Raw genomic sequence first — 18,158 nt, 5'->3', positions numbered from 1 at the left:
CACAATGACTCAACCACTTTCCGGCAAGATTGCCCTTGTGACCGGCGGCTCGCGCGGTATCGGCGCGGCGATTGTCCGCCGCCTCAGCAGCGACGGTGCGACTGTTGTCTTCACTTATGCGGTCTCCAGCGACAAGGCCAAGACCATCGTCGCGGACATCGAGGCGAAAGGCGCCAAAGCACTCGCAATCAGGGCGGATAGCGCCGATCCGAAGGCCGTTCAGGATGCGGTCGAACAGACAGTCTCGGCATTCGGCGGCATTGATATCCTCGTCAACAGCGCCGGCATCCTCCTCCTGAACCCTGTGGAGGATTTTCCTCTCGAAGATTTCGACCGCATGTTCGCGGTCAATGTCCGCGCCGTCTTTGCCGGCACGCAGGCGGCTGCAAGACATATGAAGGCAGGCGGGCGCATCATCACCATCGGCAGCATCGTCGCCGACCGAAGCGGCTTTCCGACCTCATCAGTCTATTCCATGACGAAGGGCGCGGTTGCCGCGATGACGCGCGGCCTTGCCCGCGATCTTGGTCCGCGCGGCATCACCGTCAACAATATCCAACCCGGCCCAACGGCAACGGACATGAACTCGGACGAGACCGGCCACGAGCGACTGAAGCAGTTGATGGCGCTCGGCCGCATGGGCGAGGACAAGGAAATTGCCAGTTTCGCCGCCTATCTCGCCAGCCCCGAGGCCTCCTTCATCACCGGCGCCAGCTTGACGATCGACGGCGGTTATTTGGCCTGATGCAAAAAGAACCGGCGATGCAATGCACCGCCGTTGCTTCTTCAATGTCTGAAACTCAGGATTTCTGCTGTGTGATCAGCACTTCGCGGGCGATCTGATCGAGCGGTAGGATGCGGTCGACGCCGCCCTTGGCGATTGCTTCCTTCGGCATGCCGAAAACAACGGAAGTCGCTTCGTCCTGCGCGACGGTATAGGCGCCGGCCTGATGCATTTCTAGCATGCCGCGTGCACCGTCATCCCCCATGCCCGTCATGATGATGCCCATCGCATTCGAGCCGGCCGAACGGGCGGCGGAACGAAAGAGCACATCGACCGACGGACGATGGCGGGAAACCAGCGGCCCGGGTTTGACCGACACATAATAACGCGCACCCTGACGCTCCAGCAGCATGTGTTTGTCACCGGGGGCTATCAGCACGTGCCCGCGCAACACCGGATCGCCGTCGCTCGCTTCCTTGACCTCGACTTCGCAAAGACCATTGAGGCGCTTGGCGAAAGCAGCGGTAAATTTCTCGGGCATGTGCTGGACGATCACCATGCCTGGCGCATTGGCTGGCAGCGCCTCCAGAAACTCGCGCAGGGCTTCTGTCCCGCCTGTCGAAGCTCCGACGCAGACGACCATTTCGGTCGTCTTCGCCATGGCCCGACCGGTTGGTGGCGGCAGCATCGCATCGGCCGTCAGCTTCTTGGCCGGCCCTTCCGCCGAAGCCGAACGGATGGTTGCTGCGGCGCGGCGCACATTCGCAAGCCGTGCGTGCGAGGCGCTTTTGACCACTTCGCGGATACGCATCGCATCGTCGGCAAGACTGTCGGCTGCACCGATCTTCGATTTCAGGATGACATCGACCGCACCGGCCTCCAGCGCCTGGATCAGTGTTTCCGAACCCGCCTCCGTCAGCGACGAGCACATGACGACCGGGATCGGCCTCTGCGACATGAGTTTGCGCAGGAAGGTGATGCCATCCATGCGCGGCATCTCGACATCGAGTGTGATGACATCAGGTATTTCTTCCTGAATCTTACGTGCCGCCATGAACGGATCCGAGGCTACACCCATGATCTCGATATCCGGGTCTTCCTCCAGAACTCGCGTCAACGTCTGCCGCACACTGGCGGAATCGTCGATGATGAGGACGCGGACTTTTTTGGCCATGAGCCCCTCTCAGATGCGCTGGAACACCGTATTCGAAACCTGCTTTAAGGGAAGGTCGAAGCCAGTGATCGATTCCGAGTGTCCGATAAACATGTAACCGCCCTTGGCGAGGCAATCGCAAAGACGGGTGAGAACACTCGCCTGCGTCTGCTTGTCGAAGTAAATCAGCACGTTTCGGCAAAAGATGAGATGCATCGCGTCGCCGACCGCGTATTTCTCATCCATGAGATTCATGCGGGCAAAGCCGACACGGCTGCGTAACTTCGGTGAGATCCGAACCTCGCGACGGCCTGGCTGCTTAGCAACCATGACATATTTCTTCTGCAGGTCGCGCGGCACCGGAGCGACCAGATCCTCAGCATAAATGCCCTTGCGCGCGGTTTGCAGCACATCGGTGGAAAGGTCGGTTGCGAGCACGTTATAGGAGACGTCATTGCGCCCCTCGGCGAACTCGTTGAGCACCATTGCCATCGTGTAAGGCTCAGCACCAGTCGAGCAAGCAGAACTCCAGGTGCGGATCATTCGCACACCGCTATCGACGAGCGTTGGAAGGGCGACCATCTGCATATATTCGAAATGCTTGGCCTCCCGGAAGAAATCGGTCTTGTTGGTCGTCACGACGTCGATCAGGTAGACCGTCTCCTGATCGAGACCACCCTCGTTGAACAGGAAATCGCAATAGTCATCGAAACTTGAGTGACGCGTCGCACGCAGACGCCGGCGCAGACGCCCCTCCAGCATCGTCAACTTCGTCGGCGGCATCTTGATGCCGCTATAATCGTAGATGAACCGGGCAAGCTTGTCGAAATTCCGCTTGCTGATCCTGTCGCCCGGCAATTGGGCCTCTACCGCTGCCATACTCATAACGCGCAACGCTCCGAGAAGGTGTTGAGGGCCTCAGGCGGCCGATTGCAGGACAGAGGCGTCCTCGCGCGACAGAAGCCGAGCGAGATCGACGATGACGACGAAGCCGTTCTCACGGCGGACGACGCCGGCAATGTAATCCGACCGCCAGCGCACGCCGATATCGGGCGCGGCTTCGATCTGGTCGCGCCGAAAGGGCGTCACTTCGAAGACGCGATCGGCGACGAGGCCGAGCGTCAGAACGCGGTTTTCCATGGGGACGTCGAGAACCAGCACGCGTGTATGCGGCGTTGGCACCGTCTTCGACATGCCGAGCTTCAGGCGCAGGTCGATCGTCGGAACACCCTGGCCACGCACGTCGCGCAGGCCGAGCAGATAGTCGGGACCGTTCGGAATCTTGAAGGCTTCCGCATAGTCGAGGATTTCGCGCACCACCTCCACCGGAACGGCGAAGATCTCCTCACCCAGGCTGAAGGTCACGAATTGAGCTTCCAGAGATGTTGTTGCCATATCAAGCGCTTTCGTTGGAATCGGGCGCCCCCATTATCGGGGACGCCTGTTAACATATTGGAAGGACCTGATACTCAGGCGCTTTCCCTGAAATCGGCGTCGCCATCGTCGGGGCCACCCATGGAGAGGTCGAGGGCAAAGCCCTTGGCGCGTGCCTGCTGACCGGCGACCGAATTGGCAGCCGCGGTCTTCTTGGCAGCCGGCTTTCGACTGGCAGCCGGAGCCGCGCTGCGAACTGTGACCTTCGCCGCCGGTATCCGGGACTGGCGATCGCCCGCCGTATCGACTTTGAAGAAGGCGATCGAGGCCTGCAACTCCTCAGCCTGGGTCGCCAGTTCTTCTGATGTTGCCGACATCTCTTCCGAAGCACCCGAATTCTGCTGGGTGACCTTGTCGAGTTGCTGGATCGCTTCGTTGATCTGGGCCGCACCGATATCCTGCTCGCGGCAGGCGGCACTGATCTCGGAGACGAGTTCGGCAGTCTTGCGAATATCTGGAACCAGGCGTCCGAGCATGTCGCCGGCTTCCTGTGCGGCCTTCACCGTATCTCCGGACATAGCGCTGATTTCGGCGGCTGCCGACTGGCTGCGTTCGGCAAGCTTGCGGACTTCCGAAGCGACGACCGCAAAGCCCTTGCCATGTTCACCGGCGCGAGCAGCCTCGACGGCGGCATTCAGAGCAAGCAAGTCGGTCTGACGGGCGATCTCCTGAACGATGCCGATCTTCTCGGCGATGGTTCGCATCGCCTGGACGGCACGGGAAACCGCTTCACCCGAGACTTCGGCATCCTTGGCGGACTGGCGGGCGATCTTTTCGGTTTGGGCAGCATTGTCGGCATTCTGCTTGATGTTGGAAGCCATCTCTTCCATCGAGGCAGAAGCCTCTTCAGCCGAAGCCGCCTGTTCGGTCGCACCCTGCGAGACTTGTTCAGCGCTTGCCGACAGTTCCTGACTACCTGCGGAGACATTTTCTGCGGCAGCGATCGCATCGGCGACGACACCGCGCAGGCGCTCGACCATCTGTTCCAGAGCGATACCCAACGTATCCTTTTCGGAAAGAGGTTTCGGAGAAACGGTCAGATCGCCGTTGGAGATCTGGTTGGCGATCTGTGCCGTGTTACGCAGATTGCCGGTCATCTTGGTCATCGAATTGACCAGATCGCGGATTTCGTCATTGCTCTTGTGCTCGATATCCTGTTCGAGGTCACCGATGCTGACGGCATCTGCAAGCTGGACGGCACGCTTCAGGCCACGCGAGATGTTGAGCAGGATCCAAATGGCGGCGGCGGAGGATATAACAATCAAGCCGATCGTCATGATGACCAGCATGTTGCGTGACTGGGCATACTGTTCGTTGGTGGCAGTGTCGGTTTCGGCGACGTTGCCGGTTACTGTATCGTTCAGCTTCTCAAGAATGGCGAGGAGCTGAATGGTGACCTGTTGACCCTCACCCATGGATATGGCGCCGGCCTGGACATTCGACTCATTGGTATTCTGCTTGGCAAGGTCGGCGACCCGGTCCTGCAGAGACGTCCACCTACCATAGAGATCGGCAAACTGGGCCATGCCACTGCGAATATCCGGGTCGGACGAGCCGGCCAGGCGTTCCTGCAGCGTCTTGATCTGATCGCGCTGCTGGGAGATTTCATCGACATAACCGGTGATCTTGGTCGCATCCGTATTGATGATCGCGTCCTTCTCCGCTCGGATCGAGCGCATGACGGCATCGGAAAGATCACTAGAGTCGCGAAGGTTTGCGACAGGCCCCGCAACCATGACCGAGATGTCATCGTTGAGCGAAGAGAGATTGTAAATCGAAAGACCTGCCATAGCGCAGGTCAGGAGAACAATGAAACCGAACACCAGTCCCAGTTTCAGTTTGATGGTGAAGCGCATTTCTGGACCCCTTCAGGACATTGCGGCAGTGCCGCAGAACTCAAATCTGAATGAAAAACGCTTCATGCGTTACCGGCCGGAGCCAACATAGACCGGCTCAACATCGCCGGCTGTGAAGAGGCCAGATTGCAACGGCCTCTTCTTTGTCGAAGAGGAAAGACCTTACGCGCTTTCCCGGAAGTCATCGTCTGCCGTATCCGGCCCGCCCATGGACATATCCAAGGCAAAGCCCTTGGCGCGTGCCTGTTGGCCGGCGACGCTGTTTGCGGAAGTTGCATTGCCGGCCGGTTTACGACCTGCCGACGGAGCCGGGCTGCGCGTGGTCACCTTGGCGGCCGCTGCACGCCCCTGGCGACCGCCCGTCGCCTTGCCGCCTGCCGTCTCCACCTTGAAGAAAGCAATAGACGTCTGCAGCTCTTCAGCCTGGGCAGCCAGTTCTTCTGATGTTGCAGACATCTGCTCGGAAGCACCGGCATTCTGCTGGGTTACCTTATCGAGCTGCTGGATCGCCTCGTTGATCTGTGACGCACCAATATCCTGTTCGCGGCATGCCGAGCTGATCTCTGCCACCAGCTCCGCCGTCTTCCTGATGTCAGGTACCAACCGGCCGAGCATGTCGCCAGCCTCCTGAGCGGCCTTCACGGTATCGCTGGACATTGATGAGATCTCCGCGGCAGCCGACTGGCTGCGCTCGGCGAGCTTGCGAACTTCAGAAGCAACGACCGCAAAGCCCTTGCCATGTTCACCGGCACGAGCGGCTTCGACAGCAGCGTTCAGGGCGAGGAGATCTGTCTGACGGGCGATTTCCTGCACGATGCCGATCTTTACGGCGATCGTCTGCATGGCTTCGACCGCGCGGTTGACAGCATTGCCGCTCATCTCCGCATCCTTTGCGGATTGACGCGCGATCTTTTCGGTCTGGGCCGCATTGTCGGCATTCTGTTTGATGTTGGCCGCCATCTCTTCCATCGAAGAGGAGGCTTCTTCCGCAGCCGAAGCCTGTTCGGTGGCGCCCTGCGAGACCTGCTCCGAGCTCGCCGAAAGTTCCTGGCTGCCGGCCGATACATTCTCGGCCGCCGCAATTGCATCCGCGACGACATCGCGCAGACGCTCGACCATCTGCTCCAGTGCAGTGCCGAGTGTGTCCCTGGCAGAAAGTGGCTTCGGAGAAACCGTCAAATCACCGGCGGCAATCTGCGTGGCAATCTCTGCAGTGGCACGGAGGTTGGCGACCATGCTCTGCATCGCGATGCCGAGCGTGTCCTTGCCCGAAAGCGGCTTGACGTCCACCGCAAGGTCGCCCTCGGCGATCAAATTGGCAACGTCGGCGGTGGCGCGCAAATTGGTCACCATCCCGAGCATGGCGATACCGAGCGTATCCTTGTCCGAGAGCGGCTTCGGCGTGACGCTGAGGTCGCCGTTCGAAATCTCGTTTGCGATACCAGCCGTATTGCGGAGATTATCGGTCATGATGTTGATCGTGTCGACCAGATCCTTGATCTCGTCGTTGCTCTTGATCTCAACCTTCTGGTTCAGATCACCGATGGCGACGGCATTGGCGACATTCATGATCTTGCGCAGACCGCTATTGATGCCGAGCGCGATCCACAGCGCGGCAGCGAAAGCGATAAGAGACGCGCCGACAGCCAGACCGATCAGCAGGTTTCTGGTGTTGCCATAGAGGATTTCCGTATCGTCGTCGGCCTGCGTCATCGCCTTCTGCTGATGCGTGACGAGCGCTTTAAAGACCTCTTCCAGCTCCGCGACGATGGCGCGAACCTCACCGCCGGAATAGGCTGTGGCCGCTGCCCTGTCGCCGCTTTCCTGGATGGAGGCAACCTTGTTGGAACCATCGGCGAAACGTTTGCTGAGTTCTACGAGCTTATCCCAAGTAGGCTTGGTCTCTGCCGTTGCAAGCTGTTCGCCAGCTGTCGCAAAGGAGAGCATTTCGTCCATGCTCTTTGCGGAGCTTTCGTAGTTTTTCCGGGCCGTTTCAGGATCCATTTCCAAAAGGGCGTTCTTCTGCCACCTGATGGCATCGAGCTCGGAAGCTTTGGCCTCCAAGGCGAGCTCCAGGCTTTTTGCAGGGCCCGCGATCAGATCGCCGACAGAATCGTTCAGTGAGCTTAGGCTGATAATTCCATAAACCGCGCTGCCCACCAGCAATAATATAACGAAACCGAACGCGGCCGCGAGCTTAAGCTTGATCGTGATACGCATCGCAATACCCCTATTTGAAAGCGACGTAATAAGTGTGGATCGGTGGTTCTCATTGCGGCGTCATGCAGCAACGTATTTCGGTAGCTAAGACAGCCGCGCAGAGACTTCGCGGCCTTGCGCCCGGCGTTCCTGGGCGCCGGATGCTTGTATCAGGCGCCAGTTGCCTGGCCCCCGACGGTATTAACTCAGGCGCTCTCGCGGAAACCGGCGTCGCCCTCGTTCGGGCTGTCCATAGACATAAACTGCTCGACGTCCGGACATGGGTCGTCATTCTGCAGCTCCGGGCGGCACGCATTTCAGGATAGTCACATGGAGAGGATCATCGTCGCTTGCTCCACACGCCCGTCGTCACGGCCGCTTCGGAGCTCACAATCGGCTTGCAAAACCGCAGCGCGTCTGACTGCGGAAGATCCCCGCCTTGGGGAAACCGATGCGCCGCCTGCTGTTGAAGCCGGCAGGCGGACATCTGCCGATCGATACCAACGCATACACACGTTGGGTATTTCCTAAGCCGCGGGCCAAAGGTCCGCGGCGGTTACTCCATCAGCGAAGCGCTCAGGCGCTTTCGCGGAAATCGTCGTCGCCGGCATCCGGACCGCCCATCGACATATCCAGGGCAAAACCCTTAGCGCGTGCCTGCTGAGCGGAAACCGTGTGACTATGATTGTAGCTATGCGTCGCCGGAGCCGGCTTGCGCGGAGCGGCGGCCGGCGCCTTGACGACCTTGGCAGCCGTCTTCGCACCGGTCTTCTGTCCGCCGGCGCGGGTTGTACCTGCGGTATCGACCTTGAAGAAGGCGATCGAAGCCTGCAATTCCTCTGCCTGAGCCGCAAGCTCTTCTGAAGTCGCCGACATTTCTTCCGAGGCACCGGCATTCTGCTGGGTCACCTTGTCGAGCTGCTGGATCGCTTCGTTGATCTGCGAGGCGCCGATATCCTGTTCGCGGCAGGCGGCGCTGATCTCGGAGACCAGCTCGGCAGTCTTGCGGATATCCGGAACCAGGCGGCCGAGCATTTCGCCGGCATCACGGGCGGCCTTGACCGTATCGCTCGACATGGAGGAGATCTCGGCGGCTGCCGACTGGCTGCGTTCGGCGAGCTTGCGCACTTCCGAGGCAACGACTGCAAAACCCTTGCCATGTTCGCCGGCACGGGCGGCTTCGACGGCAGCATTCAGGGCAAGCAGGTCGGTCTGGCGAGCGATTTCCTGGACGATGCCGATCTTCTCCGCGATCGTGCGCATCGCATCGACGGCGCGGTTGACGGCGTCGCCGGAAGCTTCCGCGTCCTTGGCGGACTGGCGGGCGATCTTCTCGGTCTGGGCGGCATTGTCGGCGTTCTGCTTGATGTTCGCAGCCATCTGCTCCATCGAAGCGGAGGCCTCTTCGGCGGAAGCTGCCTGTTCGGTCGCACCCTGCGAGACCTGTTCGGAGCTCGCCGAGAGTTCCTGGCTGCCTGAGGAGACATTGTCGGCGGCAGACAGAGCGTCCGCGACCACACCGCGCAGGCGTTCGATCATGACGTTGACGTTGCCGAGCAGCTCGCCGATTTCGTCATGCGTGGTGATTTCCGCCATCTTCGTGAGATCGCCTTCGGCAACTTCGCGGACAACGGTGTTGGCGCGGGTGAGACCCTTGCTGATCGTATTGGCGATCCAGAAGGCGGTGAGGACAGCGATCAGCAGCGCCACCGCGGCAACCGAGATCATCATTGTGCGCGTCGTACCATACTGCTGTTCGGCACCGTCATCAGCATCCTGCATACGCTGCTTTTCAAGCGTGAGGATCTGATCGAGAGCGGCATCGATGTCGTTGGCCGCCTGGCGGGCCGTCGTGACCGAGACATTGTTGGCAGCGTCCGGATTACCGGCCTTTATGAATTCGCGGATTTGATCGTCGGCCTGGTTGAATGTCTTGGAGAGATCGGCCACGCGATCCCAGTGCTCTTTGCCTTCGGCCGTCGAAAGCTTCGTCACGGCGGCAAAGGCATCCGTGAAGTCCTTACGAGCCTGATCGCCCTTGTCGATCGCACCGGAAGCATCATCGGCATTGCGTGCCGTCAGAAGATTCTTTTGCTGGCGAATAGCCTCAAGCTGGGCGATGTTGATCTGCTGCGCCAGGTCGAGGCGCGCGGCAGGACCGGCAAGAAGATTACCGAGCATATCATTCATCGTGCCGAGGCTGAAAATGCCGTAGGCTGCGGTGCCTATTAGCATGAGAATGATGAAGGTGAATGCACCCACCAATTTTGTCTTGATCGTCAATCGCATCGTCTTAACCCCTCAATGATTGGCCCCCGGCTAGTTGACGGCCCCCGCCGTCTCATGCCTCGATGAGAAAATTGCCTGCAAATTCGGGAGGATGATGAACTCTCCACCCCGCTTGACCAGGCAGTTGATGTAATCCGCGCGCCAGCGCATACCCACACTCGGCGGCGGCTCGCTGGCGTTCTTCGTCAGCGTCGTCACTTCGTTCACCTTATCGGTGCGGATACCGACGAGCGTCTGCTCCCCCTGCAGATCGACCTCGATGACAATGATGCGGCTGTCGATCGTCGCTTCCGAAGCTTCCATCCCGAAAGCGAGACGAAGATCGGCAAGCGGAATGACCTTGCCACGGAAGTTGATGACGCTGGCGACGAAAGGCTGGGCGCCCGGCACCGCAGTCTCGGGGAGCAGATCCAGGATTTCCTGGACGATGACCGCTTCCAGCGCGAATGTCTCGCCGTTGAGATCGAAGGTCAGAACTTCGACTTCTTCGGCATAATTCCAGTGATTATCGAATTTTTCGGCTGTTGCTGCTGTGCTCATCCTGCCACGCGCAATTGCGCCTCCTGTTGCTGACCCGCGGCAACGAGGTGCCCGACGTCAAGAATGAGAGCGACGCTGCCGTCGCCGAGTATGGTGGCGCCAGAGAAGGTCGCCACGTCGTTGTGCAGTTTCGACATCGACTTGATGACGGTCTGGTGGTCGCCGATGATCTGGTCGACCACGAGGCCGACACGTTCGGTGCCCGTCGAGATGACGACCACCTTCTGGTGTACGTCCGGCTTGGTGCCGGTGCGGAAGAGATCGCGAAGCCTGAGGAAAGGCACCAGACTGTCGCGCAGCGAGATGAAGGAGCGCCCGCGCGAGCGGAGATCTTCTTCGAGCGACAGCTCGAGGCATTCCTCGACCGCCGAGAGCGGGATCACGTAACGGCCGGAACCGACACGCACCAGCAGCCCATCGATGATGGCGAGCGTCAGCGGAATGCGCAGCGAAACTTCCGAGCCCTGCCCCGGCAGGCTGACGATATCGATTGCACCACGCAGCGCCTCTACCGTCTTCTTGACGACATCCATGCCGACGCCGCGCCCGGAGAGATTGGTGATCTGCGCGGCAGTGGAGAAGCCCGGTGCAAAAATGAGCTGGAGCAGTTCCTGATCGGAAAGCGGCTGGCCGGGCGCAATCAGGCCCGAGGATTCCGCCTTGGCGCGAACTCGCTCACGGTTGATGCCGCGACCGTCGTCCTTGATGGAAATGATGACTTCACCGCCGGACTGGCGGGCGGCAAGCGTCACGGTACCGGCTTCCATCTTGCCGGCTGCAAGGCGTTCGGCCGGCGGCTCGAGGCCGTGATCGATCGAGTTGCGAACGAGGTGAACCAGCGGGTCAGCCAGACGCTCGATGACGGTCTTGTCGACTTCGGTTGTCTCGCCTTCGGTGACCAGTTCGATAACCTTGCCGGTTTCCCGCGCCAGATCGTGGACGAGGCGGCGGAAACGCGAGAAGAGCGTTCCGACCGGCACCATGCGTAGCACCATCATCGTGTCGCGCAGCTCACCCGAAAGGCGTTCGATTTCTTCCGAGACCGAGCGGAGCGCAATATCGGAGCTGGAGCTTGCGAGCTGGCTGAGACGCGACTGAGCGATGACAAGCTCGCCAACACGGTCCATCAGTTCGTCGAGACGTTCTGCAGGGACGCGGACATTTTCCTGCGCCTTTGCCTGAGCTGCGGCCTGAGTGGGGGCGGGCGTTTCGCGCTTCACCGGGACTGCCTCAACCGGACGGAATTCCGTGGCCGCGGCTGGCGCGGATGCCACAGGCGTCGGCGCAGCAGACGTTGATGCGACAGGCGCCGCAGCCGCAACCGGAGCTTCATCCTTCTTTGCCTCGGCTAGCATAGCCTGCCGACCGGCGATTTCCTGAACGTCGAGCTCCATGTCGTCCATGACGAAGATGAAGACATCGTCGATGGCGGATCGATCCTGCTCGCTCGTCAGAACGACTTCCCACGAAACATAAAGTTCGGTTGGAACCAGATCATTGAGTGGCGGAATGCCAGCAGTATTTGCGCGGACTGTGCATTCGCCGAGATCGCGCAGCTCATCCAGAAGACCGAGCGGGTTGGTGCCGTTGGCCATGGCATTTGCCGGCAGACTGAAACGGATGCGCCAGGTCGTTGTCTTTTTGGCCGGAGCGGCCGCGGTGGCGACGGGTGCCATGGCGGGAGGTGCGGCAGACTTGGCCTCTGCCTTGCCGCCGACGGCAGCCTGGAGTTGGGCCAGCAGCTTCTGACCGATATCGCCGTGATCGGCATCCGGTTGCTCGACAAGGGCGCGCATATGATCTTGCGCGGCAAGAACGGCGGCGACAAGCTCGGCGGTTGCCGGAACCTCGCCCTTGCGAACGCGGTCGAAGGCCGTTTCGCAATGATGCGTGAAGGCCGCAAGTGCCTCGAAGCCGAACATCGCACCGGAGCCCTTCAACGTATGAAGGCCACGGAACACGGCGTCGACGAGGTCCTTGTTTTCGAGGTCGTGGGTCAGGTCGAGAAGGCCGGCTTCGATCGCCTCCAGGCATTCGGCGGCTTCGGTTCGGAAGACTGCGACGGGATCAAGTGAGCTCATCTGCCGAGAACCTTCTTCACGATCTTAACCAGATTTTCCGGATCGAACGGCTTGGTGAGCCAACCGGTGGCACCGGCGGCCTTGGCACGGGCCTTGAGATCCGCATCAGATTCCGTTGTCAGGAAGATAATCGGCACGCCGGCCTGGGCGGGCAGCTTGCGCAGTTCCTCGATCATCGTCAGCCCGTCCATGACGGGCATGTTGAGGTCGGTGACGATCAGGTCGAAATTGCCGCTCTTGGCGGTTGCCAGACCCTCGGCGCCATTGACGGCTTCGGTGACCGTGTAACCGGCATTGGTTAGCGTGACCTTGGTGGTCAGCCGGATGCTGGCGGAATCGTCGACGGTCAGGATGTTTGCGCTCATAATGTCACCTCTTTATGCAACCAGAACTTCTGGTCTTCTTGATCGAAGGCTGCCGTAAATCCGGCGCGCTCAAGAACCTTGAGCAGCGAACCGCCGACTGGAGCCGAAAGGGTAAAAGTCTTGCCTGCGGCCTTCGCCTGGCGGCGGGCGGCTTCGATGAGCTGAAGAAAACTCAGATCCGCTTCTGCGTTCTCGGGAAGACTCAGGATAATATTATTATTGTCTCGAAACTGATCGATAATCTTCGAATATACTTCCGAAGCATTACGAATGCTCAGAACTTCTGGAAGGGATATAGATTCGCAATATTGCGCCTGATTATTCAATGCAGCCTCCAAGGTCGGAGAAATACTTAACGACCCTAAAAGGACTCTCATGGCAGGCTTAACAGCACGTAAACAGCGGTTGTAGGAAACTACAATTACCGCGAGTCCGGACTCCCTGATTTATCATCCAGGATAAGTTATACTGAAGCTTGCTCATATTGTGAAATATGCATAAAAATCAAATTGATAGTGGGGAACCAGAATAGAATGCCCCAAATTTAGCCGAACTCTTTTATGGGTTGTTAATCACAACATTTACGAGTCTGCGGCGTTTACCTGCCGTTTCCATCCTGCCCGTAAAAATAGAGTCAAATTGCCTGTGTTTATAAGTAAAGGTACAAAAGTGACAAACGCGACGGCATCGGCATATACCACACTCTACACATCAGCTTCGGATATCAGCCAAACTTTGGAATCGGCCCGCACACAGGTCGAGGAACGCTTTCTCGAGGGCGGCGCCGTCCTGCTTTCCGTCATGGATGTCCTCAATCGTCTATTGACGTCCCTGGACCAGATCACCAAGGCACTGGACAACAATGAGGCGAGTGATACCAGCGCCGATCTCAATGCAACGGTCCAGAATCTGATCGAGCTTCCGGGCGCGGAGGAAAACCGTCAGCAGGCGCTTGCCGCACTTGCTCAGACCGGTTCGGAGCTGCACCGGCATGTTGCGGATATGCAGGAGACGATGCGTTATCTGCGCACTTTTGCAGTCACGGTAAAGATAACAGGCGCAGGCCTCGCCGAATTCGCAGGATTCGCCCAAGAGATCCTCGAACGCATCTATTCCGGAACCGACGAAGTCAACCGCTTTGCCACCCATCTCGACAGCCTGCAAAAGGAGGTCAAGGTCGCCCTCGCTTTCGGCAATAACCTCTCCAGAAGCTATGCCGATACTGTCCCTGCCGTTGCCAGAGCGCTCAAGGACGACGCAAAGAAGATTACCGATCATCGCCAAAATCTTGCTGCGATCGCCCGCGACGTCGGCGCGATTGCCCGTGGCGTGCAGAGCAAGGTCGCATCCACGCTTTCGGCGCTGCAGATCGGCGATATCACCCGCCAGCGCATCGAACACGTGCAGAGCACCTTCTCGCTGCTGGAAGATTTCTTCGCAAGCGAGGACGGCGCTAAACTCGATTCCGATGCACGCAAACGTCTGCACAACGTCATTCACCACCTGACAGCTGCGCAGATGGCGGATATGTGTACGGACTTCCAGCGAGATTCCCGCAATGTTGTGCAGACCATTGCGAGCTTCAGCCAGGATACGCAGGAAATTCTAAGATTGCGCGACCAGATGAGCGGCCAGAGCGGCGGCAACGGCGGCAATTTCATGCGGGCGCTCGAATCCAGCGTCTCGGCCGCCCATGAGATCGTCAAGCAGGTCGATGCCGCAACCCGTCAGGCGGATCAGGTCAGCCAGTCGACGCTCGGCACGGCCGCAACGCTTCTGCACTCCATCGAGGCGATCCGCGCGGTCAAAACCGACATTCATTATATGGCTCTGAATACCAACCTGCGTTGCAGCCGTCTCGGCGAAGAAGGCAAGTCGATCAACGTCGTCACCGGCGAACTGCGCATCTTTGCGGCCAAGCTCGACGATTCAGCCGACGCTATCGTCAACGGCCTGCCGGCGCTGGAAGCCTCGGCTGGACGCGTTGCCCCCGCCGCCAATGGCAAGAATGGCGGCCTTGCCGAAAGCCTCACCTCGGCCGTCGGCACGATCCGTTCCGCCGCCAATCTGATGGAAGACGAGCTCAAGGTACTTGCGGAACACGGCCGCGAGGTCGCAACCAAGATCAGCCTGCTGATCGGCAAGCTCGATTTCCAGCATGATCTCGGCGATGTGCTCGCCCGCTGCGCCGACGTGCTGGAAACCGTGGCCGGCGACCAGATCGCCGACATCTCCGACATGGCCGATGCAATCGCTCCGCTCGACCGCAAGATCTTCAAGCTCTACACTATGGTGCAGGAGCGCAATGTCCATCGCGACATCATTCCCGCTACCGAGGAAACCGCTGCAGCGGTCCCTGCTGAGCCCACCGAGGCTCAGAGCGACGAGGATCTGTTCGAAGACGCCCTCTTCTGAGACTGCGGTTTTAGTTGATGCGGCGAAACTTATTCGCCGCATCAATCGCAGCCTTCTGCTGATCGTCCTCGATGCCGAGGTAGAAGTCCTCAAGCGACGGGTCGCTCAGTCCTGCCCGCCGAGACAGGACGTACCATTTCGCGGCTTCGATCGGATCAGGTGCCGTGCCGAGCGCATTGATGTAAAGATGCGCGAGCTTGTTTTGTGCAACGACATTGCCCCTGTTAGCGGCAAGCTTCAGCCATTCGAAGCCGCGCACGTAATCCTTCGGCCCGCCGACCCCGTTGACCAACCAGATACCCATGTCGAGCTGGGCCGTATCGAAGCCCGCGCGTGCCGCGCGCGCCATCCATTCGCGAGCCAGCCGTTTCTTTTCCTCTGGAATATCCGGCACCTGCTGATAGATCTGCGCCACTGCATATTGCGCGTCTGCGACGCCCTGCTCCGCCGCCTTTTCATAGTAAGGCAAGGCGAGCTTCAGTCCTTTGTCGCCGGGATTGTCGGCAACGAGCGTCTGCGCCCAGTTGAATTCGGCGGACGAATTTCCGCCGTCGGCCGCCTTGCGCATATATTCGTCGGCCTTCGCCTTGTCGCGCGTGACATTGTTGCCTTCCATGAGGAGCAATGCATATTTGAACATCGCCGCCGGATCGCCGCCCTCCGCTGCCTTTCCATACCAGAAGGCGGCATTCTTCATGTCCCGCTTGACGCCAAGCCCCTGCGACAGGATTTCGGCAATCAGCGTCTGCGCCGCTGGATCGCCGAGCTGCGCCCGCGGCAGCGCCTTATCCATGGCGGTCAGATAATAACCGCGCTGATAGGCACCGAACGCTTCATCGATCGTACCCTTGTATTCCTTTTCAGGCGGCAGGTCGGGCAGCTTCGCACCCATGCGGTCGAAGACACCGACACCGTCGGAGGGCACGGTACCGTCCTTCGGCTGCGGCCGATTGGCCCGGAACGTCTGGCTGGGCGTTGTGGAAGGTGCGGTAATTGCGTCATTCGCCTGCGCCCGCGCAAACTCCGGTGAAACCGCCAGCAGGGCAGTCATGCATAGGAGGGTGTATCTCAAAGGACGGGCAGGGATCGGCATGAGCGCGATATCAATCCTCAAACCGTGGCGCTTTTTCGTCAAGCAAGGCATTGATCTGAGCCACGATCGAGGGCGCCTGCGCCGGTTCTGCAAACACGCCCATGCGCATTGCGACGAACTCCGCGCCGGTCTCTGCAACGGCAAGCGCGGAAGCCGGGTCGGTGCCGCCCATCACGATGCACGGGATTTCGATCATCGACGCCCACCATTCGGCAAGCGCCAGGTTCTTCGGATGCGCCTCCGGCTTGATGTCGCCGTCGAGTTTGCCGAAGAAGATATAGTCCGGCCGCTCCTCGCCGACTTCCAGCGCCGTGTGCCGGTCGGCCGCATTGCCGCCGCCGACGATCAGTTTGTCTGCGTAACGATCGATCGCATCGGCAATCTCGCTTGCCGGTCCGGTAATGTGCAGGCCATCGGCTTTCGAACGGCCGACGACGCGGCTGTCGCCGGCAATCAGCGCCGCAGCACCGGCGTTCTGAATGATCGGCACAAGCTTTTCAGCATGTTTCTGGAAGCTGCCATCATCGAGATCGTATTGCGGCAGAATGACGGACGCGACATCACCGCCTTTCAACGCGTCGGCAACGATCTTCACCCGTTCATCGGCGTCGGCCATATCGGGTACGACAAGAACAAGACGGCAGCGGTTTTCCGGTTCGATCATGAAGTCTTTCCATCTGCGGCGGTTTTTCCCGCTCTATGGCGGATCCGCACTCGTTTTGAGTGAGTAATTCCGATAGAGGGGGCTTGCAAGGGGAGGAACTTCAAAAGCATGCCACTAGATTTGACATTCTATTACGCCGCAGTCCCGGCTGTCATCCTTGTCGGGCTTGCCAAAGGCGGAATGGGCGATGCTTTATCGCTGATCGGCCTTCCTTTTCTCGCCCTCGTCGTCGCACCCGTCGAAGCCGCCGCAATCCTGCTGCCGATCCTTGTCTTCATGGACATGATATCGCTGGTCATCTGGCGCCAGCACGGCGACTGGACTACGCTTAAGATCATGCTGCCGGGCGCCCTTCTCGGCATTGCCTTCGGCTGGGCCACCTCCGCTCTCGTGCCGGGCAGCGTGTTGCGCATTCTCATCGGTGCCGTCACGGTGGCCTTCTGCCTGCGTTACTTCTGGAACAATTTCGGCCCCGGTAAGGGGATAGTGATCCCGCCACGCCCCCAGCGCCCGGCGCTGGCAATTCTCTGGGGCACGTTTTCCGGCTATGGCAGCTTCGTCGCCCATGCCGGCGGTGCGCCCTTCCAGATTTACGCCCTGCCTCTCAAATTGCCCCCGCGCGAATTCACCGGCACCAGCGTACGCTTCTTCGCCATTCTGAACGCGGTAAAACTCGTTCCCTATTTCACGCTCGGCCAGCTCGACACCCGCAATCTCCTGACCTCCGCCACGCTGCTGCCCTTTGCCCCGCTGGCGACGATTACCGGCGCATGGTGCGTGCGGCGCATGAAGCCGGAGATATTCTATCCCTTCATGTATGCCATGGCGCTGATCGCTGCTTTCCTGATCTTGCGCGAAGGCATACTCGAATAGGTTTACGTCCCGTTGCGATGCACAATTTCCTTGCCGGAAAAGCCTGTTTGACGTAGCGTTTTAACCATGTCGAACACGGACCCTTTTGCCGCGATTGCCGATCCGAACCGGCGGTTTCTGCTGGAGGAATTGCGGCGCGCGCCGAAAACGGTCAATGAGCTTGCCGAGGGCCTGCCGATCAGTCGCCCGGCCGTGTCGCAACACCTGAAGGCGCTGCTTGAAAGCAACCTCGTTTCCGTGACCTCGGAAGGCACGAAGCGAATTTACACGGTCAACAACCGCGGCTTCGACAAACTCAATCTGTGGCTGGATCAGTTCTGGGCCTGAAGCGCCCTCTTCTCGCAAAGACGCCAGCCCGATGCCGCATGCATGGACTGGCGCTTGATCACGGCAAATCACCGGTTCTTGCTTCAATTGCTAGAAATTGGTTGGTTTCACCTTTTCTCTGCAAGACTGATGTCTGCGATAGTCT

15 protein-coding genes and 2 pseudogenes are annotated in these 18,158 nt (G+C 59.5%); 4 read left to right on the top strand and 13 right to left on the bottom strand.

All coding sequences use genetic code 11. From position 1 onward, the window contains the following. The first annotated feature begins 4 nt into the window (after positions 1-4). Positions 5-745, top strand: a complete 741-nt coding sequence (locus tag FHX08_RS28880; RefSeq protein ID WP_132656967.1) for a 3-oxoacyl-ACP reductase family protein — start codon at positions 5-7, stop codon at positions 743-745. Positions 746-800: 55 nt separating this feature from the next. Here FHX08_RS28880 and FHX08_RS28875 read toward each other — a convergent pair whose 3' ends face one another. From FHX08_RS28875 to FHX08_RS28830, 11 genes and pseudogenes are all read right to left on the bottom strand, one after another. Next, the gene (locus FHX08_RS28875) at positions 801-1,898 is read right to left on the bottom strand and encodes a chemotaxis response regulator protein-glutamate methylesterase (protein ID WP_132656968.1); all 1,098 of its coding nucleotides are present in this window, start codon (positions 1,896-1,898) and stop codon (positions 801-803) included. Positions 1,899-1,907: 9 nt separating this feature from the next. Continuing rightward, complete coding sequence (locus tag FHX08_RS28870; protein WP_132656969.1) at positions 1,908-2,762, bottom strand: CheR family methyltransferase; 855 nt, start codon at positions 2,760-2,762, stop codon at positions 1,908-1,910. A 33-nt stretch (positions 2,763-2,795) separates the two neighbouring features. Continuing rightward, positions 2,796-3,272, bottom strand: coding sequence for a chemotaxis protein CheW (locus FHX08_RS28865; RefSeq protein WP_132656970.1), 477 nt, complete (start codon positions 3,270-3,272; stop codon positions 2,796-2,798). A gap of 74 nt (positions 3,273-3,346) precedes the next feature. Continuing rightward, positions 3,347-5,167 carry a methyl-accepting chemotaxis protein gene (locus FHX08_RS28860; protein ID WP_132656971.1) on the bottom strand — a complete coding sequence of 607 codons (1,821 nt, stop codon included), beginning with the start codon at positions 5,165-5,167 and terminating at the stop codon, positions 3,347-3,349. Positions 5,168-5,329: 162 nt separating this feature from the next. Beyond that, a pseudogene (locus tag FHX08_RS32135) lies at positions 5,330-6,478 on the bottom strand (methyl-accepting chemotaxis protein); the annotation flags it as partial. Positions 6,479-6,631: 153 nt separating this feature from the next. Continuing rightward, positions 6,632-7,387, bottom strand: a pseudogene (locus tag FHX08_RS32130) (HAMP domain-containing protein); the annotation flags it as partial. A 555-nt stretch (positions 7,388-7,942) separates the two neighbouring features. After that, positions 7,943-9,655 carry a methyl-accepting chemotaxis protein gene (locus FHX08_RS28850; protein WP_132656973.1) on the bottom strand — a complete coding sequence of 571 codons (1,713 nt, stop codon included), beginning with the start codon at positions 9,653-9,655 and terminating at the stop codon, positions 7,943-7,945. Positions 9,656-9,685: 30 nt separating this feature from the next. Further along, a complete protein-coding gene (locus FHX08_RS28845) occupies positions 9,686-10,195 on the bottom strand; it encodes a chemotaxis protein CheW (RefSeq protein WP_112754646.1) in 510 nt (169 codons plus the stop codon). Then, complete coding sequence (locus tag FHX08_RS28840; protein WP_132656974.1) at positions 10,192-12,276, bottom strand: chemotaxis protein CheA; 2,085 nt, start codon at positions 12,274-12,276, stop codon at positions 10,192-10,194. The genes FHX08_RS28845 and FHX08_RS28840 overlap by 4 nt, the downstream gene beginning before the upstream one ends. Beyond that, on the bottom strand, positions 12,273-12,641 hold the full coding sequence (locus FHX08_RS28835; protein WP_112544064.1) for a response regulator: 369 nt from the start codon (positions 12,639-12,641) through the stop codon (positions 12,273-12,275). The genes FHX08_RS28840 and FHX08_RS28835 overlap by 4 nt, the downstream gene beginning before the upstream one ends. Continuing rightward, on the bottom strand, positions 12,638-12,967 hold the full coding sequence (locus FHX08_RS28830; protein WP_132656975.1) for an STAS domain-containing protein: 330 nt from the start codon (positions 12,965-12,967) through the stop codon (positions 12,638-12,640). Before FHX08_RS28830 ends, FHX08_RS28835 begins: the two co-directional genes overlap by 4 nt. Positions 12,968-13,310: 343 nt before the next feature. Between FHX08_RS28830 and FHX08_RS28825 the strand changes: the two genes are divergently transcribed. After that, a complete protein-coding gene (locus FHX08_RS28825) occupies positions 13,311-15,056 on the top strand; it encodes a chemotaxis protein (RefSeq protein ID WP_132656976.1) in 1,746 nt (581 codons plus the stop codon). Positions 15,057-15,066: 10 nt separating this feature from the next. Here the strand turns inward: FHX08_RS28825 and FHX08_RS28820 are convergent, their stop codons facing one another. Both FHX08_RS28820 and FHX08_RS28815 read right to left on the bottom strand, forming a co-directional pair. After that, positions 15,067-16,149: a tetratricopeptide repeat protein gene (locus FHX08_RS28820; RefSeq protein ID WP_184328102.1), complete on the bottom strand. Its 1,083-nt coding sequence runs from the start codon at positions 16,147-16,149 to the stop codon at positions 15,067-15,069. Positions 16,150-16,159: 10 nt separating this feature from the next. Then, positions 16,160-16,813 carry a thiamine phosphate synthase gene (locus FHX08_RS28815; RefSeq protein WP_132656978.1) on the bottom strand — a complete coding sequence of 218 codons (654 nt, stop codon included), beginning with the start codon at positions 16,811-16,813 and terminating at the stop codon, positions 16,160-16,162. Between the two features lie 108 nt (positions 16,814-16,921). Between FHX08_RS28815 and FHX08_RS28810 the strand changes: the two genes are divergently transcribed. Both FHX08_RS28810 and FHX08_RS28805 read left to right on the top strand, forming a co-directional pair. Beyond that, positions 16,922-17,686: a sulfite exporter TauE/SafE family protein gene (locus tag FHX08_RS28810; protein ID WP_184328101.1), complete on the top strand. Its 765-nt coding sequence runs from the start codon at positions 16,922-16,924 to the stop codon at positions 17,684-17,686. Positions 17,687-17,752: 66 nt separating this feature from the next. After that, entirely contained in the window at positions 17,753-18,013 is a 261-nt protein-coding gene (locus FHX08_RS28805; RefSeq protein WP_025669780.1) for an ArsR/SmtB family transcription factor, read from the top strand. The last annotated feature ends 145 nt before the right edge of the window (positions 18,014-18,158 follow it).

This window comes from Rhizobium sp. BK529, from assembly GCF_014194105.1.
GTDB lineage: Bacteria > Pseudomonadota > Alphaproteobacteria > Rhizobiales > Rhizobiaceae > Rhizobium.
This window is presented reverse-complemented; position numbering and strand designations above follow the sequence as displayed.